This is a genomic window from Alphaproteobacteria bacterium, from assembly GCA_015231795.1.
Taxonomy (GTDB): Bacteria; Pseudomonadota; Alphaproteobacteria; order Rhodospirillales; family WMHbin7; genus WMHbin7.
Window position 1 is genome coordinate 56,897 of record JADGAX010000008.1, and the last position, 20,728, is coordinate 77,624.

Sequence of the window (20,728 nt, forward strand, 5' to 3'; positions counted from 1 at the left end):
CCGGTGGCCCAAGCTACAGTTTCGCCATGAGCCAACCAGCCCAGCCCCTGAAGAACAAGCACGCCGCCATTACCGGTGGCGGGCGCGGCATTGGGGCGGCGATTGCCGACTCCCTGGCCAGCCAGGGAGCCAATCTGACCTTGCTGGGCCGCAATGCCGATGCCTTGGAAAGTGCTGCGGCAGGCCTTCGCTCGCGCCATGGAATTGAGGTTTGCGCGTCAGCCGCTGATATCGCAGACGAGGCGCAGGTCAAAGCCGCCTTCGCCCAATGCATGGACCAGCAAGGACCGGTGGACATTCTGGTCAACAATGCGGGCATCGCCCTGTCCGCCCCCTTCATGAAAAGCGACGCCGCATTCTGGAAAAAAATTCTGGATGTCGATCTGATGGGCGCCGTTTTTGCCGCACAGGCCGTGCTGCCCGGCATGCAAAAGGCCAATTGGGGGCGCATCGTCAATATCGCCTCCACCGCCGGGCTGACCGGCATGGCCTATATCGCCGCTTATTGCGCCGCCAAACATGCGATGGTCGGTTTCACCCGCTCGCTGGCCATCGAATTGGCCAAGACAGGCGTTACCGTCAACGCCGTCTGTCCGGGCTATACCGACACCGACATCGTCGCCCAATCGCTCGATACGATCACCGCCAAGACCGGGCGCTCGCGCGACGAGGCCCTGGCCCAATTGCTGGCCCACAACCCGCAGGGCCGACTGGTGCAACCCAGCGAGGTGGGGGGCACGGTGGCTTGGCTGTGTTCCGACGCCGCTAACTCGGTCACCGGCCAGAGCATCGTTCTGGCGGGCGGCGAACTGATGCCGTAAACTTGGCGCATGCGCCGCCTGTTTGCCGCCCCCCCGTCTTAGGAATTCTCTGGGCGGCATCGTCGGCAGCGGCCACTTTTACTAAGAAAAATGGCCGCAACTACAAAGAGTTAAAAGAATTAGTCGGCGGCAAACGTAAACTTTCCCGCCGATCATCAAGTATTAACACGCCTTGAGCCGTCTCGGCGCTTTTCGAAATCCGCTCATCTTGCTATTCTTCCTTTTGGGTGGTGGCCGCCGGTCTTGCAATGGATCGGCGTCGCTTCAGGAGTTCTGAAGCGGAAGCGAGGGATGTGTTATGCGTTTTGTTAATAAGTTGGGCCTGGCGGCGTCTTGCCTGATCGCCAGCCTACTGGCGGCGTTTCAGGCAAACGCCCAAACCGCTCCGTTGGATGTCGGCATTTTTCCGCACTTAAGCGTGCGCACCCTGATGGAGCGTTTCCAGCCCCTTCGGGATCATCTGGAGCGCAGCCTGCAAAGGCCGGTGACGTTCGTAACCGCTCCCGATTTCCAAACTTTCGTCGAGCGAACGCAGGCCAAGCAGTACAGCTTTGTCATTACGGCGCCGCATTTCGCCCGCTTGGCGCAATTGAAGGCGGGATACCGCCCCCTGCTGCAACCGAAAAGCTCGATGCGGGGCGTCTTTCTGGTGTCCGCCGCGGCGCCGATCTTCAAACTGGCCGATCTGAAGGGGCGCAAGATCGCAACCCCCGACCGTCTGGCCGTGGTCACGGCCATGGGCGAAGACGCCTTGCAGGCGGAAGGCGTCAAGATTCCAACTGACGCCGCCCTTCTTGCCCTGCCCTCGCACAACGCGGCCGTGCTGGCCCTCAAACACGGCCAAGCCGATGCCGCCTTGATCTCGGAATTGCAGTTCCTGCAAATGAAAGCCGAGGAGCGGGCCGAACTCAGGCCCATTGCGACCACCAAAACCTTGCCCATGCCGCTTATCTTCATGGCCGGGCCGGATATGCCCGGAGCGGAAGCGCAGGCCATTGGAAACGCCATCCTCGATTTTGCGAAGACGGAAGAGGGCAAGCGCTTTTTGGAGACGACCCGCTATCAAGACATCGAGCCGACGTCCGAGGCGGAAATGAAACAGCTTGACCCCTATCTTCCGGCGCTTGAACGGGCGTTGAGCGAGAAGCCATGAGCGGCGTTTGCAAGTGGTGCCGTTTGGGCGTGAAGATTCTGTCGGCCAGTCTGGCCATCGAAATCCTCATGCTGCTGCTTTTGCTGGCCAGCACCAGCGCCGTGTCCAATTCTCGCCTGGAATCATTGTTCCATTTGCGCCTGGACGAGGTTGGCAAATTGTTCAACGCCTCGCTGTCCGGCCCCTTGGCGTCGCAAGACCTGGCGACCCTGCAAGACGTCTTGGATGCGCTGCGCAACGAAGACGCCATCAGCTATCTCGTGGTGGTGAACAATCGCGGCCAGCGCGTGGCCGCCAGCGGTTGGGCGGAAAGCAAGGAATTGCCGCAGCCCATGGCCAAACCGATCATCGGCAAGCGTTTCGACGCGTCATTGCCGATCACGCTGGCGGCATCGCGCTACGGCACGCTCCACTACGGCGTCGAAACCGTCCTGCTGGCCGAAGCGCAGCAAACCTTGCTGGCCAGAGGCGCCTTGATCGCCGGTCTTGAAGTCCTGCTTTCGGCCATTGCGCTTTCGCTGATCAGCCTGCTTCTGACCCGCCGATTGGTGCGCCTGAGCGAGGCGGCGGAAACCATCGCCAAGGGCGATCTGTCGATCCGGGTTCCGGTGGGCGACAAGGACGAGGTGGGAAAGCTGGCCGTCAGTTTCAACGCCATGGCCGACGCCCTCTACGCCCGCATGCGCGCCCTGGCCTTGAGCGAGGAGAAATTCTCCAAGGCCTTTTCAGGCAGCCCGGACGCCATGATCATTACGGATTCCGAAAGTCATATCCTGGACGTCAACGCTGCCTTCGAACGCATTTTCGCGATGCCGCGCCGCGAGGCCTTGGGCGCCTCGATTTCCGTTCTGTGCGCCACCGACTGCACCCAAGCTCTGGACAACATCATCAACTCTCCCGAATCCATCAGCGGCAGCGAAGTGGTTTTGACCAGGGGCGACGGCAAAACGCTGTCTTGCCTGATTTCATCAGACAATATCGAACTGGCGGGATCTGCCTGCCGCATTTCGATCCTGCGCGACATTTCAGCGCGCAAGGAGATCGAGGCGGCCCTTGAGCGCTCGAACCACGATCTCGAGCAATTCGCCTATGTGTCTTCGCACGATCTGCGCGAACCTTTGCGGATGGTCAGTTCCTATGTCAGCCTGCTGGAGCGGCGCTATGCCGACAAGCTGGACGACGACGCTCGCGAATTCATCGCCTACGCCAAGGATGGCGCCGAGCGCATGAACCGCCTGATTCTCGATCTTCTGGACTATTCCCGCGCCACGCGCGACGACAAGCCCTTTGCCGCCTTCAATCTTTCATCGGCGCTTCAAGGCGCTTTGGACAATCTGCAATTGCTGATCGTCGAAAGCCATGCCACGGTCACGATCGACGGCGCGCTGCCGCAGGTGGCGGGCAACATCACCCAGATCACCCGCCTGTTTCAGAATTTGATCGGCAATGCGATCAAATATCGCTCGCCAGACCGGCCGCTGGTCATTTCCATCAAGGCAGCGCCTGGCGATCATCAATGGACGATCTCGGTCGCCGACAACGGAATCGGCATAGACCGGCAATATTTCGAACGCATCTTCATGATCTTCCAGCGCCTGCACGGTCGCGGCGTCTATGAAGGAACGGGGATCGGTCTGGCCGTGTGCAAACGCATCGTCGAACACCACAAAGGACGCATCTGGGTCAAATCGGAGCCAAATCTTGGCAGCGTCTTCATGTTCACCCTGCCCGCCGTCGACGGCGCGCCCTGATCAGCCTTCGCGATCTTCCGCCAAGGCGTCTAGGCGCGCCTGCGCCAAAGCCCAGTCGCAAAAGGCCCTGACCTTGGGCCGTTTGGCCGCCCCTTCCGGATAGACGACATAGAAGGCGAAATTCTTGGGCATCGGCACTTCGAAGGGAATGATCAGCCGCCCTTCCTCGATGTCTCTGCGAATGACCGCTCTGCGCGCCAGGGCGACGCCCGCCCCTTCGACGGCGGCCTGGATCGCTTCGGCCCCGGTGCCGAAACGCATGCCGCGATCAGGGTCGATCTCCTTCACGTCCGCCGCCGTCAACCAAATGCGCCAACTGTCCGGCTCGACCAGATCATGCAGCAGCGTATGGCCGGCCAAATCCTCGGGCCGCTTCAAGGCGACAGGGCCGTTCATCAGCTTCGGACTGGCGACGGGCACGCTTTTCGCCTGAAACATGCGATGCGCCGCTAATCCAGGCCAAACGCCCTGCCCGTGGCGAATGGCGACATCCACGCCGTCGCGCACGAAATCTGCCAGTTTGGGCGTGCTGACCAAGCGCAGCTCGATCTCGGGATGGGTTTCCTGCCAAGCGGGCAATCTGGGGATCAACCAGCGCGACAGGATGGTGGGCGAGATGCTGACATTCAACACGCCCTGGCGATCCTGGTCTTCCATCAAACGCCTGGTGGCGCGCTCGATCGCTTCGAAAGCCTCCCTCAGGACGGGAGCATAGCTTTCCCCCGCCGGGGTCAGTTCCAAGGCGCGCGTCAGGCGCATGAACAGGGGTTGGCCCAGAAAATCTTCCAGCGACTTCACCTGATGGCTGACCGCCGCCTGGGTGACGTGCAGTTCCTCGGCGGCCCTCGTAAAGCTGAGATGCCGGGCAGCGACTTCGAAAGCCCTGAGCGAGGTCAGGGGCGGCAAGCGGGCCATGGATTAGTTTTCCTTATTTGTTTCTCGCAATTATCGTCGTTTGTACGCGGCTAATCGCAGGCGCATAAATCAACATAACTTATGGATTGGTCCAGGCCAAGCCCTTTTGACAGGAGAGTTCAATGACCCGTTCCCTTCCCGCTTTCTTTTCCCTGCTGACCCGCTGGCATGAAAATGCCCAGGGCCGGGCCAGACTGGCTCGTCTGCCCGAGGGCGCGCTCAAGGACCTTGGCCTATCTAAAGCCAGCGCCTGGGCGGAAATTCAAAAGCCGTTCTGGAAGGCGTAACCGCCATGGGCAAGACAGCCAAGACGACTCCGCCGCTCCCCGTCAGAAGCGCGCTCGACATCCCGGTAACCAAACTGCGTTGAAGAGGACAAGCCAAAGGGCTATTTGATGATGCATGCCGTCTTCTCCACCCCGCCCCGGCCTGTTCTGGTTTCGCCGCGACCTGCGCCTTGAAGACAATGCCGCCCTGTCGCTGGCGGCCAAACACGAGGGCGGCTTGGCCTTGATCTATGTCCTGGATCCAGGCCAGGACCGCTCAAACGCCGCGCATTGGTGGCTAAAACGAAGCCTGGCCGCCCTGAATGCCGATCTGGCAAGGCTGGGGCAAAATTTGTTCGTCTTCGAAGGATCGCCGCTTGAGGTCATTCCCGCCCTGGCCAAGCGGATCGATGCCGGGCGGGTTCTGTGGAATCTGGTCTTCGAACCCGAATCTCGCGAGCAAGACGCCCTGTTGGAAGAAAAACTGAGGGCCAGCGGCGTCGAGGTCGAGACCGGGCAATCGTCGCACCTATTCCCGCCAGGGACAGTCTTGAACAAAAGCGGCCAGCCCTTTCGCGTCTTCACGCCCTTCTGGAGAAGCTGCCGCCAATATCTGCCCATCCCGCGCATAGCGCCTGCTCCCAAGCGCTTGCCGCCGCCATTGAAACTTGATGGCCATATCGACCTGGATGCGCGACAGGAACCAGCTTGGTCAAGTCAGTTCGCCCAATATTGGCAGCCGGGAGAGCGGGGCGCCAAACGCAGGCTGAGTGATTTCATCGACAATAAACTTGCCGATTATGGGCGGCGGCGCGACCAACCCGGCATCGACGGCACGTCGCGCCTGTCCGCTCATTTGCACTTTGGAGAAATCGGCCCCTTGCAGATCCTGGCCGCCCTCGAGAAAAAGCGCCTGAGCGGAGCTGGGAGCGAGGATGGCCGCGAAAAGTTTTTGTCCGAGCTGGGCTGGCGCGAATTCTCAACCCATTTGCTGGCCCAGTTTCCGCAACTGGAGCGGCTTGAATTTCGCCCGGAATTCCGCTCGCACCCCTGGAAAAGCGATGCCGCCACGTTAAAGGCTTGGCGCAAGGGGCAAACCGGGATTCCCATCGTGGATGCAGGCATGCGCGAATTATGGACCACCGGCTGGATGCACAACCGGGTGCGCATGATCGCGGCGTCCTTCCTGGTCAAGCAACTGCAGCAAGATTGGCGCTTGGGCTTGGCGTGGTTCAAAGAGACGCTGCTGGACGGCGACGCCGCCAGCAATGGCGCAGGCTGGCAGTGGGTGGCGGGCACTGGCGCCGACGCCGCGCCCTATTTCCGCATTTTCAATCCCGTGCTGCAGGGGCGAAAATTCGATGCGGATGGATGTTATGTCCGCCGCTGGGTTCCCGAGATCGCCCATCTCGCCAACGAGCATTTGCACGCTCCCTGGCTGGCGGACGACGCCAAACACCTCGCCTACCCGCCGCCTCTGGTCGATCTGGCCAAGGCCAGAACCCTGGCCCTGGCCGCTAGACAGAAAAGCGTTACTTGCTGATTCTCAGCTTCGACAGTTCCTTGGCGATTTGCTGGAAAGCGGCGTTCAACTGTTCCGACGAAGGCGAATCAAAGAACTTGCTGGTGTCCGAAGCGCAAGACCTCAACCTGTTCTTGACGCTCGTGCTGATGCCGGTGCCAAGCGCAATGGTATAGATGACGACATCGCTTTTGCCGTTGGTCTGCAACGCCTTGATGTTGTTGCAAACCTCGGTCAGGCGCGCGTCTTCGTTGGTCACGGCGGCGCTGGCCCTGGCTGAATAGCCGCTGACGGCGCTGGTTCCGATGGTGCCTTCGTCGGAGGTATAGCCATAGCCGGTATAGCTGTGATCGGGGCCATTGTTCTCGGTGCGGCAACTGCTTTGGCGGATCGACGTGTTGTCGCCGTCGGTAAGCAGAATGATCGCCTTGTTCCAGCCGTCTGTCCCGTAATCGACGCCTTCGCTAAACGGAGCGCTGGGAGAAATCACCCGCCAGGCCCAGGCCAGCCCTACATGGACGATGGTGCCGGTATCGTCGCCCCAGGGCACCAGGGCGGATATTTCCTGCTCGATGCTGCTGCGGTTGTTGGTCATCGGCAGGATGGCCCTGGGGCACGACTTGTTGGGTCCGGACTGGTTGTAATTGCTGTCGGTCGCCGTTTCGTCGATCGAATACCAGCGCGTGCCCACATTGTTGCTGCTGGTGACGCCGTTGCTGGACGAACGGTTCCTGCAATAGGTGTTGCCGCTGGTCGAACCCGGGCGCGAATAAGGTTCCCGCGGCCAGTAGTAGGGCGCCCATTTGCCATTGGTTCCCAAGGTGCCGTCATAGACATCCGTCACATCGGGTGAATTCGTCGTGTGCGTCGCATCCTCGCGCTCGCGCACGCAGCCTTTCCAACTGGTGCCGGTCGACGTTCCGTCGGCATTTGTGGTGTAGCTGGACAGATTGACCGTCTCGCCCGACGACGATATCCAGGGCGCATATTGCGAAACGCCCCATTTCACATAATCGCTGTTGCTGGGGCCGATATTGACCGCCGTCGCGAAGGGCACCATGCCCAAACGCAGTTTCTCGGGCTGCGTCTGTTCGCCGAACAGAATGTCGACCAAATCCTGCGACGCCGTGCGCAAGGCCTGAATCTTGCCGCTGGACGCCATGGAGCCGGTCGTATCCAGCGCCAGCACCACTTCAAGCCCCTTGATCTCGCGCGTGATCTCGTTGGAGTAGGAGACGTCCAGATAATTCACGCCGACCACCGACAGAAACACCGTTTCCAGATTGACGCTGGCGCTTAAGGCCACCGTATTGTTCACGCTGTCGATGGTCATCTGAAGGCCGGTTGGGGTTCCCATGACTTCAGCGGGATAGTTCTTGTAGAAGAAATTCTCCATCGTCGTTTGCAGCGCCGCCTGATCGCCCTGGGTGGACCCTACGGCCAATCCGGCCGCATCGAGGGCGTAGGCCAGACGCGACCGCACGACATAGGCCCTGGAAATATCGACAGCGACGCCAATGCCCAGAATCAGCGGAACCAGGGCGATGGCGAGAATGACCGCCATATTTCCCCGCCGGTCGCCTAGAAATCGTTTCAGAATCCGGCTCGCGGACATGGTCCGTCTCCTAGCTTGAGCAAGTGGAACTGGTGGTCGAACATTTGACGACCGGCGAACGGCGCGGCCGCAAGAACGACATTTCTTCCAGAAAGATGGTATCGGTGATCAAGGTGCCAAAGAGCGGCGTGTAGGTATAGGTCAAGTAGGCGATCAGAACGCCTTCGCCGGGCAATCCAAGCCCCACCGCCTGGGTCAGCACGCTGCTGCCGCCCGTCGTGCCCACGATGCGCTGCCATTCGATTTCCGGCGCGCCGCTGGTCGTATTGTAGCGCACGCTGGCGATGTTGATTGACAGTGCCGCGGTGGAATAGGGATCGAAAATTCTTTGTGCGGCGACGATAACGTCATCGACCTCGGCGGGCGTGATGACGCTTTCTTGCGATACCAGATCGGCGACCGTTTCCGTGGCGGCGATAATCTTGCGTTCAACCAGAAGCACGCCGGTCAGTTCGATGGTCGCCATGTAAAGCGCGATCATCATGGGAGCGATCAGGGCAAATTCGACCGCCGCCGTTCCCCGGCTTTTGCCCAATCTGCCTGCCCAATTGCGGATTGATGAAATGAACATGTCAACTTCCCGCCGGCGTGAACGGCTCGTTCCTGAAAACGACCGTCGTTATCAACTGCATCGTTTCCGTTCCGTAGGCATAGCTGATCAAAGGCGTCATGAAACTCCAGACCCGGGCCACGCGCACGATGACGATGTCGCCCGGCTCGGTGTCGGCATAGCTTGAAGGCACCAGATTGCCGTTGGCGTCGAACATGCTGGTCATGCTGGACAGAACGAAGGTGGGGAAGGTATCGACGGTATAGCTCAGGTCGTTGCACGACATCATGTGGTAAAGATTGTCGCAAAGCAGATTCTTGAAAGCTGTTTCCGGATCGCCCGCATTCTGCACGACGCCTGTGCGCACCTGGCGCGCTGCCTCCTGCGCCGCCCCCTCCATGACGACCGAATGCAAAAGCATGACACCCGATTCGATGATGCCGAACAGAAGGATCAGAAACGCCGGGGCCAAGAGCGCGAATTCGACGCTAAGACTGCCGCGCTCCTTGCGGCGGATCGGGTTTCTGAAAAGGGCGGGAAGGCGGAACATGGCTTTTTCCTGGTTTACTCTTAGCTTCATCCTAGGGCATTTTAGCTACGGGTCCTGTGACTAGGGTCACTCGTTCGAAGAGATCATGACAAGCGAACAATGGCGAAATCCGACCAAAATATACATAAAATTTTCTCTTCCCGCCTTGAGCAGGCCAAGCGCCATCACCGGGCAGGCCGCCTGCGCGAAGCGGAATCCCTTTTTTCCAAGCTCCTTGGGGAATTCGGCGCGCTGCCAGAAGCCGTGGCGGAGCTGGCGGCGGCGGCGGCAGAGATGGGCGAAACCGAAGCCGCGGTCTCGCTGTACCGGCGCGCCTTGCGCATTCCCCCCCAAAGGCCGCAAACCCTGTCCGCTTTTGGCGCTCTTTTGGCGCGCATCGGCCAGGGAGCCGAGGCGATCGCACTTTTAAGGCAGGCGCTGGCGCTTTCGCCGAACAGCCCTCAACTTCACTATAATCTTGGCAAGGCCTTGGCTGGATCGGGCAACACGCTACAAGCCATTGCGTCATATCAGCAGGCAATTTCGCTTGATCCGAAATTTGTCTGGGCTTTCACAAACCTTGGCAACGCGCTGGCCGACCTGGGCCGTCACGAGGAAGCGTCGCATGCTTACCGCCAAGCGATTCGCCTTGCCCCGTCCGATGCTGCGCTTTGGAGCAATTTTCTGCTGAGCCGCCAATATGCGGAAGCGGAGACCGCCGAGACGTTATTTGGCGCAAGCATTGGCTTCGAAGAAAGCGTGGGCTTGCCCTTAAGAAAAACTTGGAAGGCGCATGCCAACAGCCGCGATGCCGAGCGGATCTTGCGCGTCGCCTTTATTTCCGCCGATCTAAGGCGCCATCCGGTCGGCTATTTCCTGGAAGGCGTTCTGGCCCACCTCGACCCGTCCAAAGTGGCGGTGAGGGTTTACTGCGATCACCGCAAGGACGATGATCTTACCCAGCGAATGAGGGCGCACGTTCCCGCCTGGACGGTGGTCGATGGAATGGATGACGCGGCCTTGGCAAAGCGCATTCGCGAAGATGAAATTGACATCTTGATTGATCTGGCCGGACACACGGCATCGAACAGGCTTCGTGTCTTTGCCATGAAGCCGGCGCCGGTTCAGGTCAGCTGGATGGGATATGTCAGCACCACCGGCCTGAAGGCCATGGATTGGATTGTTTCCGACAGGCATCAGATTTTTCCCGACGAGGATCGCTTCTATGTGGAGAAGGTCGCATGCCTGCCAAATTCATGGCTATGTTTCACACCCCCCGCCGAAGCGCCACCTCCCAGCCGCAGCCCAGCCATTGAGAATGGCTTCGTCACCTTCGGATGTTTCAACAATCCGGTTAAACTTTCCCAGCGCACGCTTCGGTCTTGGGCCGCCCTGCTGGCCGACCTTCCAACGGCAAGGCTTCTGCTGCGCGCGCAAGCGTTTCAGTCGAGTGAACGGGCGGAATATTTCCGCAGCCAAATGATGGCGGCGGGACTGGATCCCAGCCGCCTTGATGTCAGTCCGGGCTTGGCGCACGGCGATCTGCTGGCCTCGTACGCACAGGTCGATATCGCGCTGGACCCAATGGCCTATTCCGGCGGCGTTACGACGCTTGAAGCCTTGTGGATGGGAGTTCCTGTCGTTACCTTGCCCGGCGCCACCTTCGCCAGTCGTCATTCGACCAGCTTTCTGGACACGCTGGGCCTGAATGAACTGATCGCCAGCAGTGAAGCCGACTACATCGCCAAGGCAAAAGGGTTGGCGGCCGATCTTGCGCGCCTGCAGGAGTTAAGGGGGGAACTGCGCGCCCGCATGTCCGCTTCGCCTTTGTTGGACTGCAAGACATTCACAAGGAATCTGGAAACGCTCCTGCGCGACCTTTGGAAGCACTGGTGCGCCGATGTTAGTTCTTCCCGCTGATCCGCCCAAGCCAGACTTCCCACTCTTCCGCTCGCTTCGCCCAAATGCACGCGCTTCTAACATAGGCCACCTGGCGCGCCAAATGCTCGGCCAGTCCCTCTGGTTCGCGCTTGACCTTATCCAGCACCTGGCGCATGGCTTGGGCATAGGCGTGGGCATGATCCATGGGAACAGACCCCGGTTTCATCAAGATGCCAAAGCCAGCCGTGGTTTCCGGCAAAGCCCCCAATTCCGATGTGACGATCAGACATCCCGCCGCCATCGCTTCCATCACGGCGATGCATGACGTTTCGGCGAATGTATTGGGATAGGACAAGATCGATGCGCGCGACAGCGCCTTGGCCAATTCCGGCTGCGGAATTGATCCCACATGCTCCACGCCCTTCAGATCGCGCGCCAGGGCGTACAGAACCTCATGCGCCTCTTCCTGGGCATTATATACTTTCATGCTGGAATAGATTTTCAAGGTGGCGCCGGGAATGGACTTGCGAATACTGGGCCAAGCCAGCAGCAGCACATCCAACCCCCTGAACGGCGTGCTTGTATAGGCGAAGACCGGCGCTTGGCCCGACATGAACCAGGGCTTGGGCAAAGTCAGCGATTCAAAGACCGGGGAGATCGCGTTGCGCATGACGCCAATGCGTGACGGCTGCAAACCGAAGTCCTTGACGAATTCGCCGCTCTGCCAATCGCTGACAAGCGCGAAGGCGTCCCAAGTCTCGCGCTCGGACTGTCTTGCCAGGAACGACATTGCCTTCTGATCGGCGGCATGCTGGTTCCACAAAATCAGCTTTGGCCCGCCGTTTCCAAGGCTGTTGCGCAAAGACTGGCCAATGCAGCAATTCAGCGCAACGACGACATCCTGGCTTTTCAGAAAATCGCCCGCGAATCCCTTTGTCGGCCCCAAACAGTCAACGCCGCGATAAATCCCTGGCGTTGACGTCTTGTTGGCAAAACTGACTTCATGCCCGCGCTTGGCCAACTCGGCAGCCAGATAACACAGCCCGGACTGCGAGCCGCCCATGGGGCGTTGATAAGGCGTTTCGACCGTATAATCCCAGTCGATGGGATCCATGAAGCAGATTTTCATGCCGCCATCCTGGCGACATGCCCGCCAATTGCCAAGCAGGAAGTCAGGCCGGGCGATTCGATGCCGTAAAGCCCGATGAATCCTGGGTGGGCGCGTTCGATCACGAAATCCTGCGCCGGATCGTTTGGCCCTTGCACCTTGGGGCGGATGCCCGCATAGCCCGGTTCCAAGGCGCCGTCCTTCAGGCCCGGCCAGTAGTTGCGGATCGCATCATAGAAAGCCAGGCCGCGCTCAGGATCGACCTGGTAGTCGATCTTGTCCACCCATTCCACATCGGGGCCGAAGCGCCCCCGTCCGGCCAGGTCGCGGGTGAAATGCACGCCCAGTCCAGCATGGCCGGGCACGGGATAAACCAAGCGCGAGAAGGGCGTTCTTCCGATCAAATTGAAGTAATTTCCCTTGGCGAAATGGCATGGCGGGATATGGGCTGGCGGCAACCCGACAATCTCGCGGGCAACCGCCCAAGCGCCAAGACCCGCCGCATTGACGACAAGACCGGCTTCAATCTCGGTCGGCTCGGCCCCTCCCACCTTGAGGTGGATGCGCTCACCGCTCAATGCGCCGCCCACGACCGGCGACTTTAGGGCCAGAACCGCCCCCTTGGCCTCGGCATCGGCCAGCAGCGACAACATCAGCGCATGGCTGTCCAGAATGCCTGTGTTCGGCGAATAAAGTGCGGCCAGGCAGAACAGGTCAGGCTCCAGCGCTTGTGCCTGGGCTGCCGTCAAATCCTGCAGCCCCTCGACGCCATTGTCCTTGGCCGATTGCTTCAGTTTCTCCAGAAGCGGCTTTTCGGCTTCGTTGGTCGCCACCAGCAACTTGCCCAGACGCTGATGGGCAATCCCCCTGGCTTGACAATAGTCATAGAGCAGGCGACCGCCTTCGACGCAGAATCGGGCCTTCAAACTGTCCTTGGGATAATACAGACCCGCATGGATGACTTCGCTGTTGCGCGCACTTGTCCCGGTGCCGATGACGCCCTCGGATTCCAAGATCAGAACGTCGCGTCCCGCCCGCGCAAGCGCCCTGGCGATGGCCAACCCGACCACGCCCGCCCCAATCACCACGGCATCCTGACTTTCCATGGCGAGATTGTGGTCTTTCGCCCAGGGGGTGGTCAAGTCGGGCCTGACAGGGTAGATTCCCAAACTCTTCAATGGAGCCAAGCATGACGACCCGCCCCTCGGTCTGCCCCCATGATTGTCCCAGCGCCTGCGCGCTTGATGTGGAGCTGTTGCCAGATGGCCGCATCGGCCGTTTGTCGGGCGCCAAGGACCATCCCCATACGCAAGGCGTCATCTGCGCCAAGGTCGCCCGCTATGCGGAACGGGTGCATCACGAAGGCCGTCTGACCACGCCCTTAAAGCGCACCGGCGCCAAGGGCGAAGGCAAATTCGCGGCCATTTCCTGGGACGAGGCGCTGGATGAAGTCGCCGACCGTTTCAGGGACGTTGCCCGTCTGCACGGATTGGAATCCGTCTGGCCCTACCAGTATGCGGGCACGATGGGGCTGGTGATGCGCAATTCGCTGGAACGCCTGCGCCATGTCATGGGCTATGCCGGACAGCATTACACCATCTGCTCCAGCGCCGGGGGCGCCGGTCTGTTGGCAGGCGTCGGCGCCAAGCTGGGCGTCGATATGCGCGAAATGGTGAAATCGGACCTGATCGTGATTTGGGGCACCAATGTGGTGGCCACGCAAATTCAGGTGATGACCTTGATCACCGAAGCCAAGCGCAGCCGTGGCACCAAGCTGGTGGTGATCGATCCCTACCGCAACGCCACCGCCGAAAAGGCCGACATGCATCTGATGCTGAAGCCCGGCACCGATGGCGCGCTGGCCGCAGCCGTCATGCATGTGCTGCTGAAGGAAGGCCTGGCGGACCTTGACTATCTGGCCCGCCTGACCGATTTCGGCCCCGACGTCGAGGCGCATCTTTCCAGCCGCTCGCCCGCCTGGGCGTCCAAAATCACCGGCCTGTCGGAAGATGAAATCATCGCCTTTGCCCGCCTGTACGGCTCGACGAAGAAAAGCTATCTGCGCCTGGGTTTCGGCTTTACCCGTCAGCGCAATGGCGCGGTGGCGGCTCATGCCGTGTCTTGCCTGCCCGCCGTGACCGGCGCATGGACCGTCGAAGGCGGCGGCGGCCTGATGAACAACAGCGCTTGTTTCAAAGGCCTGAAGATGCATCTGCTCGATGGCTCGGACGCCGCCAAGCCGGGCATTCGCCAGCTTGACATGAGCCGCATCGGCCCCATCCTGACCGGCGACAAGCAAGACATCGGCCAGGGTCCCGGCGTGCATGCCATGCTGATCCAGAACACCAATCCGATGGTGGTGGCGCCCGACTTCAAGAAAGTGCAGGCAGGCTTCATGCGCAGCGACCTGTTCGTCTGCGTGCATGAGCAGCGCATGAGCGAAACGGCGCTGATGGCCGATATCGTGCTGCCCGCCACCACATTCTTGGAACATGACGATCTGTACAGCTCGTACGGCACCAGTTTTCTTCAAGTGTCCAAGGCGGTGATCGCCCCGATTGGCGAGGCGCGCAGCAACCATGATGTGATCCGCGCCCTTGCCAAGCGGCTTGGCGCGCAGCATCCGGGATTCGAGCTGACCGCCTGGGAGCTGATCGACGCCACCTTGTCGATGTCTGGCCTGCCATCGGCCGAAGAAGCCGCCCGTCTTCGCTGGATCGACATGTCGCCCGGCTTCGAAGCCACGCATTTCCTGAACGGCTTCGGCCATGCGGATCAGCGCTTCCACTTCAAGCCGGATTGGGGCCAAGATGGCCTGCCCGCCTTCCCCGATCATTACGCGGCCATCGACGTCGAGGACGAGCGCCATCCCTTCCGTCTGGTGACGGCCCCGGCCCGCCATTTCCTGAATTCCTCGTTCAATGAAACGCCATCCTCTCGCAAGGCCGAGAACACGCCCACCGTGATGGTGCATCCCGCTGACCTTAAGCGCCTGTCTTTGGCCAATGGCCAGATGGTGCGCATGGGCAACGAGAAAGGCTCCTTGCTGCTGGCCGCCAAATCCTTCGATGGCGTGCCGCCGGGCGTGGTGATTGCGGAAGGCCTGTGGGGAAACGCCGATTTCCAAGGCGGCGCGGGCATCAATCTTCTGACCAGCGCCGATGCGATTCCGCCTAAGGGAGGCGCTCCCTTCCACGACACGAAAGTCTGGCTGGCGATGCCATGACCAGCCTTCTGGTTTTCGGAAACGCCAAGGGCGGCACGGGAAAATCCACCCTGGCCGTCCACACGGCGGTGGGGTTGCTGCGCCAGGGCAAGCGCGTGGCGGCGCTCGATCTCGATCCCAATCAAGGATCGCTGACCCGTTACCTTGAAAACCGGCGCAGCTTTCACCCCAGCTTGCCCGCGCCCGACACCTTGCCGCTGGCGGCCGACGCCACGTCTGCCGATCTGCTGGCGGCGATCTCGCAATTGGCCCCCAATGCCGATGTGATCATCCTGGACACGCCGGGATCGGATACGCCCTTGGCGCGCGCCGGGCACGCCGTGGCCGATACGCTGATCACCCCCTTGAACGACAGCTTTCTCGATCTTGACGTCTTGGCCAGGGTCGATCCCGCCAGCCATAAAATCTTGCGGCCCAGCGGCTATAGCGAAATGGTCTGGAAGGCTAGGCAGGATCGTTTCAAGCAGGACCGCGGCCAGATCGACTGGATCGTGGCCCGCAACCGCATCTCGCAATTGGGGTCGCGCAACGCCAGGGCCATGGAAGGCGTGCTGGGCGATTTGTCGGCGCGCATTCGCTTTCGCCAGGCGCCAGGGCTATCCGAGCGCGTGATTTTCCGCGAACTGTTCTTGCAGGGCCTGACCTTGCTTGATCTTGCCGAGGCGCAGATATCCTATACCATGTCGCATGTCGCGGCGCGCCAGGAACTGCGCAACCTTCTCGACGCCATAAGGATATAGGAAATGTCTTGGCTGGTCTTCGGCGTCTTCGCCGGTATCGGGCTGATCTTGCTGATGCGCTGGCTGTCGCTGTCGAAGCCCGGCCAGGCCAAACGCGCGCTCACCTGGGGTTTGGTCAGCATCGTCGTGCTGACCGCCGCTTTCCTGGCCATGACGGGAAGGCTGGCCTGGGCGGGCGCAGCGCTTTCGGCCTTGATTCCCTGGGCGATGCGGGGCATGCAGGCGCATGCCCTGTGGCGGCAATTCAAAAGCTATACCCAAGGGACGTCCAAATCCTCATCCGGACAACAAGCGCCGCCCAGGCCGGGCCAGCAGCGCATGAGCAGCGAAGAAGCCTATGCGGTGCTGGGCCTGAAACCCGGAGCCTCCAGCGACGAGATACAAATCGCCTACAAGCGCTTGATCCAGAAAATGCATCCCGACGCGGGCGGCAGCGACGCCTTGGCGGCGCAAATCAACCAAGCCCGCGACGTGCTGATGGGCAAGAAGTAATAAGCTCTTCGGCGTAAGAAGTGGAATTTGTCGGATGTTTCAATCCGTCATGGCCGGGCTTGACCCGGCCATCCACGATTTTCTTGCAAAAACACCAGAAGGCAAGGCGTGGATACCCGGCTCAAGGCCGGGCATGACGATGTGTTTACTGGCCTCTGAAAAATTGGCAAATCCACTTGAAACGTCGAAGGGCCAAATAGTTAAACCGCCTTGGCGTGGCGTTGCTCGCCAGCCTTCAGATAGGTGTCGAAGGCGGCGCAGACGGCGCGCACCAAAGGGCGGCCCTCTTCGGTGACGGCGATCACATTGCCTGAAATGTCGCAGATGCCATCTTCGGCCAACGGCCTAAGCCTTGCCAATTCATTGGCGAAATAGGCTGGCGTTTGACCAAAGCGCTTGGCCGTTTCATCCAGATCGACGGACAAATCGCACATCAACCGCTCGATCACGGCCCGGCGCAGCTTGTCCTCGCCGGATACGGCAACACCGCGCGTCACTGCCAGCTTGCCTTCGCGGATCACGCGCTTATAGGCGTCGATGCTGCCTTCATTGCCGACATAACCTTGCGGCAGCGCGCCGATGGATGACGCGCCAAAGCCGATCAGGGCCGAAGCGCTGTCGGTGGTGTAGCCCTGGAAATTGCGAAACAGGCGTTTTTCGCGCAGCGCTATCGCCAGTTCGTCGTCGGGGGCCGCGAAATGGTCAAGCCCCACCGCCACATAGCCCAGCTCGACCAGCCGTTTGGTGGCCGACAGATATTGGCGCCAGCGCTCGGGCACGTCTGGCAAGGTCTTCTCGTCGATCAAGCGCTGATGCTTCTTCATCCAGGGCACATGCGCATAGCCGAACAGCGCCACGCGCTTGGGGCTAAGGCCCGCCGCCCGTTCCACCAGATCGATGACGCTGGCCTCGGTTTGATGGGGCAGGCCATAGACCAGATCGACATTGATGTCTTGGATGCCGCTGGCCCGCAACCAGTCGATCACGCGCAGGCTGACCTCGAAAGGTTGGATGCGATTAATCGCACGCTGCACCTTCTCGTCGAAATCCTGCACGCCGATGCTGGCCCGCGTGACCCCCGCCTTCGCCATCGCCTTGACATAGGCTTCGTCCGCCGTGCGCGGGTCCAGCTCGACCGCGATTTCGCCGTCCGCCGCCACGTCGAAATGCTGGCGCATCAGATCGATGGTGCGCGACAAATCCTCGGGCGTCAGGATGGTGGGACTGCCGCCGCCGAAATGGATATGGCGGGCATGTCGCTTCTTGCCTAGCCGGGCGGCCACCATGCCGACTTCAGCGAACAGGACCTGCAGATAATCGGCCACCGGCTCGTAGCGCTGGGTGATCTTGGTGTGGCAGCCGCAGAACCAGCACATTTCGGCGCAATAAGCGATGTGCAGATACAGGGACAGCGGCAAATCAGCAGGCAGATCCGCCAGCCATTCCTCATAGGTCGCGGCATTCACCCCGGCATGGAAATGCGGGGCGGTGGGATACGAGGTATAGCGCGGCAGGCGCAGATCGTATTTATCAAGCCATTCTTGTCGCATGGCGCAACCTTATCCTTTTCGCCCCCGGCACGGCAACCCTTGAAGCCCTGTGGTTTTCCGTCTAGCTTTATCACATGCAAATTCTGGCCCTTTTATTCGATCTCGACGGCACTTTGGTCGATAGCCTGCCCGATCTGTCCCATGCCCTCAATCTACAATTGGCCGAGGGTGGGCTGAGACGTCTGGAACAGGCCGAGGTTCGCCTGATGATCGGCGATGGCGCCAAGAAGCTGGTCGAGCGCGCCTTTGCGGCGGCGGGCCAAGCGCAACCTGCGGATATCGAATCCAAAGTAAAGCGCTTTCTCGAGCTTTACGAGGAAGCCCCCGCCCAGCGCACCACCGTCTATCCCGGCGTCGTGGAAACCCTTTCCCATTTGAAGGAACAGGGTGTGAAACTGGCTGTGGTGACCAACAAACCGCAGGAAGCGACTGAACAAGTGCTGGCATGCCTGGAGTTGGGGCATTTGTTCGACGTGGTGGTGGGCGCGGGATCGGCCCGTGCCCTGAAACCCGATCCCGCCCCTCTTGTCTTGGCTCTCGAAAAGCTGGGTGTCGGCAAGGAGCAGGCGGTGATGATCGGCGACAACGCCAACGACGTCGATGCCGCCAAGGCGCTGAACGTCCCAGTAGTGGCGGTCACCTATGGCTATGCGCGCACGGCACCTGAATCGCTTGGCGCCGATCTCCTAATCGAGAGCATGGGCGACCTGCCCACGGCCCTTCGCTGGTTTTCCGCCCGATAAGTTTTTATCCGCACCTTGATTCCGACCCCCGCGCACCCCTTCTTCAAGCAGTGAAGAATTGAGGAGACGGTAGAGCGTGAACGAGAAAACCATCCTTTGGTCCCCATCCATGAGCGTTGGCGTTGACGAGTTGGATGCGGCCCATCTGAATTTGATCAATCTGGTCAACAACCTGTTCGAAACCGGGCAAAAGCCGGAGGCGCGGCAAAATCTCGAAGACGCCGTGGCGGCGCTGATGTCGCACACTTTGGCGCACTTCGCGCATGAGGAAGCCTATCTGAACAGCCGCAACGCGGCCATGGCCGCCAAGCATCAATCGGAACATATCCGCCTGTTCGCCGAACTGGAGGCGATCTGTCAGCGTCTTTTGAAAGGGGGCGGAAAAGAATTCGATTCGGCCACCGCCGCCTTCCTGCGCCATTGGATGGTCAGCCACATCATGGCGCACGACAAGCGCGACTATCCCCAGCTGGCTAAGGCGTCTTGAATTCGCCGACCAGCAAGGACTCCGGATAAATCAGATGACCTGCCCCGGGATTTTGCGGATAGCCGTAGGCATGTCCGGGAAAAACGCCCTTTTTCAGCCCGCCAAGGCGGGGATCGGCGGCCAGCACCGAATAAAGCGCCGTCTGGTCGAAAAAGCCGAACAATTGCTTCTTGTCCACGAAATGCGCCAAGAAACTGGCCTGGGACCTAGCAAAGGCCAGCCCTTGGCTGGTCGGAGAAACGCCGACCAGATTGGCCTGCGGCTCGTTCCAAGGATCGACCATCGATCCTTCAAGCCTGCGGATCGCCATATCGCAGCCGGTCAGAACCTCCCACAACGGCGCCAGGGGTTTTAGCGCCACCGCATCGACATCCATGACCAGAAGCGGGCGGGCGTAGCTTTCCAACAATCCGGGCAGGGCCAGAAAACGGGCCGATGCGTAGTAGGTGTTCACGAAATTGCGCGAATGCCCGCCCAGCGGCGGACGTTCCAGGCTGACGCCAACCCGAAGCGCCCTGGCCGCCGCCAAACAATCCTCGTCAGGATGGATCAAATGCACATGCAGGCTAGCCGTTTCGCCTTCGAAACGGCGCAGCGACGCCAGCAGGTTCGCCGCATAACGGTCGAAATAGCCTTTGTCGCAACCGATGACCGCCAGCGGCCCCTCGCCTTCGGCCCTTTGCACCCACTCGAAGGCGTGCGGACGGTCAGGCAAGTCTTGAAAGAAGCCAGGATCAAGGCGGATGCCGCTCTCCACCCAGGCAAAAAGCTCCCTGGCCTGGGCGAATTGGGCTTCCGCCCCCGGCAAATCGCCCGCTTTGGCCAGCAGGCAGCCCGCCCTTGAGTAAGCGAAGGGAAGGTCCGGGGCCAGCTTTTGGGCCTCAAGATAGGCGGCCAGGGCGACTTGGGTCTGACCCTGTGACCTGAAGGCGTTGCCCCGCCCGATGGCCCCGGCATAGCCGCTCCCCTCCGGCTGGCCAGTAATCTCGTTCAGGGCCTGCCAAACCACATTGTAAATGCGCAAATCGTCGGGCTTCAGTTTTCTGGCCTTCAACCAGGCTTCGACGGCGGCAAAGGGATCGTTCAGCGCTTGGCAGGCCGAGGCCAAGCCAAGCCAGGCTTCGGCCCTGTCTGGCATGAAATGCGTCGCCCGCTCGAACGCCAAGCGGGCGGCTAAGCCGTCGCCCTTTCCCTCAGAGGCCAAGCCCAGGCCCAGCCAAGCAGGGCCATTGTCGGGATCGATGTCCAGGACGCTGCGATAGGCGCTCTCAGCATCGCCAAACCGGCCCTGGCGACGCAAATCGTCGCCAACTTCCAAAAAGCGCAGGGCGGAAATCAGAAACGGGTCGGCCATGGCCCACTATACCCATCCGCCCTCC

At 60.6% G+C, this 20,728-nt stretch carries 19 protein-coding genes; 11 read left to right on the forward strand and 8 right to left on the reverse strand.

The genetic code is table 11. The features are described 5' to 3' along the window. Nucleotides 1-26 precede the first annotated feature (26 nt). The 3 genes from HQL44_14880 (at nucleotide 27) to HQL44_14890 (ending at nucleotide 3,725) form a co-directional block, all read left to right on the forward strand. Nucleotides 27-821 carry an SDR family oxidoreductase gene (locus HQL44_14880; protein MBF0269868.1) on the forward strand — a complete coding sequence of 265 codons (795 nt, stop codon included), beginning with the start codon at nucleotides 27-29 and terminating at the stop codon, nucleotides 819-821. 298 nt (nucleotides 822-1,119) lie between these two features. Beyond that, nucleotides 1,120-1,974 (forward strand): phosphate/phosphite/phosphonate ABC transporter substrate-binding protein, encoded by an 855-nt coding sequence (locus HQL44_14885; GenBank protein ID MBF0269869.1) that lies wholly within the window; start codon nucleotides 1,120-1,122, stop codon nucleotides 1,972-1,974. After that, complete coding sequence (locus HQL44_14890; GenBank protein ID MBF0269870.1) at nucleotides 1,971-3,725, forward strand: HAMP domain-containing protein; 1,755 nt, start codon at nucleotides 1,971-1,973, stop codon at nucleotides 3,723-3,725. Before HQL44_14885 ends, HQL44_14890 begins: the two co-directional genes overlap by 4 nt. On the opposite strand, the gene HQL44_14895 is transcribed toward HQL44_14890, so the two are convergent. Then, complete coding sequence (locus HQL44_14895; GenBank protein MBF0269871.1) at nucleotides 3,726-4,640, reverse strand: transcriptional regulator GcvA; 915 nt, start codon at nucleotides 4,638-4,640, stop codon at nucleotides 3,726-3,728. It lies immediately after the preceding gene. Between the two features lie 122 nt (nucleotides 4,641-4,762). Here HQL44_14895 and HQL44_14900 point away from each other — a divergent pair, with 122 nt between their 5' ends. Then, complete coding sequence (locus tag HQL44_14900; GenBank protein ID MBF0269872.1) at nucleotides 4,763-4,927, forward strand: DUF1127 domain-containing protein; 165 nt, start codon at nucleotides 4,763-4,765, stop codon at nucleotides 4,925-4,927. A gap of 115 nt (nucleotides 4,928-5,042) precedes the next feature. After that, nucleotides 5,043-6,449, forward strand: a complete 1,407-nt coding sequence (locus HQL44_14905) for a deoxyribodipyrimidine photo-lyase (protein ID MBF0269873.1) — start codon at nucleotides 5,043-5,045, stop codon at nucleotides 6,447-6,449. Here HQL44_14905 and HQL44_14910 read toward each other — a convergent pair. From HQL44_14910 to HQL44_14920, 3 genes are read right to left on the reverse strand one after another with little or no spacing between them, the layout of a single operon-like run. Then, nucleotides 6,439-8,043, reverse strand: coding sequence for a pilus assembly protein (locus HQL44_14910; protein ID MBF0269874.1), 1,605 nt, complete (start codon nucleotides 8,041-8,043; stop codon nucleotides 6,439-6,441). The two genes, HQL44_14905 and HQL44_14910, sit on opposite strands and share 11 nt — an antisense overlap. A 10-nt stretch (nucleotides 8,044-8,053) precedes the next feature. After that, nucleotides 8,054-8,614: a pilus assembly protein gene (locus HQL44_14915; GenBank protein ID MBF0269875.1), complete on the reverse strand. Its 561-nt coding sequence runs from the start codon at nucleotides 8,612-8,614 to the stop codon at nucleotides 8,054-8,056. A 1-nt stretch (nucleotide 8,615) separates the two neighbouring features. Further along, entirely contained in the window at nucleotides 8,616-9,143 is a 528-nt protein-coding gene (locus HQL44_14920) for a pilus assembly protein (GenBank protein ID MBF0269876.1), read from the reverse strand. Nucleotides 9,144-9,242: 99 nt separating this feature from the next. Between HQL44_14920 and HQL44_14925 the strand changes: the two genes are divergently transcribed. Beyond that, nucleotides 9,243-11,042: a tetratricopeptide repeat protein gene (locus HQL44_14925; GenBank protein MBF0269877.1), complete on the forward strand. Its 1,800-nt coding sequence runs from the start codon at nucleotides 9,243-9,245 to the stop codon at nucleotides 11,040-11,042. Here the strand turns inward: HQL44_14925 and HQL44_14930 are convergent. Both HQL44_14930 and HQL44_14935 read right to left on the reverse strand, forming a co-directional pair. Continuing rightward, nucleotides 11,026-12,132 (reverse strand): glycosyltransferase family 4 protein, encoded by a 1,107-nt coding sequence (locus HQL44_14930; GenBank protein MBF0269878.1) that lies wholly within the window; start codon nucleotides 12,130-12,132, stop codon nucleotides 11,026-11,028. The two genes, HQL44_14925 and HQL44_14930, sit on opposite strands and share 17 nt — an antisense overlap. Then, on the reverse strand, nucleotides 12,129-13,217 hold the full coding sequence (locus tag HQL44_14935; protein ID MBF0269879.1) for an NAD(P)/FAD-dependent oxidoreductase: 1,089 nt from the start codon (nucleotides 13,215-13,217) through the stop codon (nucleotides 12,129-12,131). The genes HQL44_14930 and HQL44_14935 overlap by 4 nt, the downstream gene beginning before the upstream one ends. 71 nt (nucleotides 13,218-13,288) lie before the next feature. Between HQL44_14935 and HQL44_14940 the strand changes: the two genes are divergently transcribed. From HQL44_14940 to HQL44_14950, 3 genes are all read left to right on the forward strand, one after another. Then, nucleotides 13,289-15,337, forward strand: coding sequence for a molybdopterin oxidoreductase family protein (locus HQL44_14940; GenBank protein ID MBF0269880.1), 2,049 nt, complete (start codon nucleotides 13,289-13,291; stop codon nucleotides 15,335-15,337). Continuing rightward, complete coding sequence (locus HQL44_14945; GenBank protein ID MBF0269881.1) at nucleotides 15,334-16,077, forward strand: AAA family ATPase; 744 nt, start codon at nucleotides 15,334-15,336, stop codon at nucleotides 16,075-16,077. Before HQL44_14940 ends, HQL44_14945 begins: the two co-directional genes overlap by 4 nt. A 318-nt stretch (nucleotides 16,078-16,395) precedes the next feature. After that, nucleotides 16,396-16,569: a DnaJ domain-containing protein gene (locus tag HQL44_14950; protein ID MBF0269882.1), complete on the forward strand. Its 174-nt coding sequence runs from the start codon at nucleotides 16,396-16,398 to the stop codon at nucleotides 16,567-16,569. Nucleotides 16,570-16,769: 200 nt separating this feature from the next. Here HQL44_14950 and hemN read toward each other — a convergent pair whose 3' ends face one another. Further along, on the reverse strand, nucleotides 16,770-18,119 hold the full coding sequence (gene hemN / locus HQL44_14955) for an oxygen-independent coproporphyrinogen III oxidase (protein MBF0269883.1): 1,350 nt from the start codon (nucleotides 18,117-18,119) through the stop codon (nucleotides 16,770-16,772). A gap of 74 nt (nucleotides 18,120-18,193) precedes the next feature. Between hemN and gph the strand changes: the two genes are divergently transcribed. Together gph and HQL44_14965 are read left to right on the forward strand one after the other, a co-directional pair. Beyond that, nucleotides 18,194-18,862 (forward strand): phosphoglycolate phosphatase, encoded by a 669-nt coding sequence (gph, locus tag HQL44_14960; GenBank protein MBF0269884.1) that lies wholly within the window; start codon nucleotides 18,194-18,196, stop codon nucleotides 18,860-18,862. Between the two features lie 109 nt (nucleotides 18,863-18,971). Further along, nucleotides 18,972-19,349 (forward strand): hemerythrin domain-containing protein, encoded by a 378-nt coding sequence (locus HQL44_14965; protein MBF0269885.1) that lies wholly within the window; start codon nucleotides 18,972-18,974, stop codon nucleotides 19,347-19,349. Here the strand turns inward: HQL44_14965 and HQL44_14970 are convergent. Then, on the reverse strand, nucleotides 19,336-20,703 hold the full coding sequence (locus HQL44_14970) for a tetratricopeptide repeat protein (protein MBF0269886.1): 1,368 nt from the start codon (nucleotides 20,701-20,703) through the stop codon (nucleotides 19,336-19,338). The two genes, HQL44_14965 and HQL44_14970, sit on opposite strands and share 14 nt — an antisense overlap. Nucleotides 20,704-20,728: the final 25 nt, after the last annotated feature.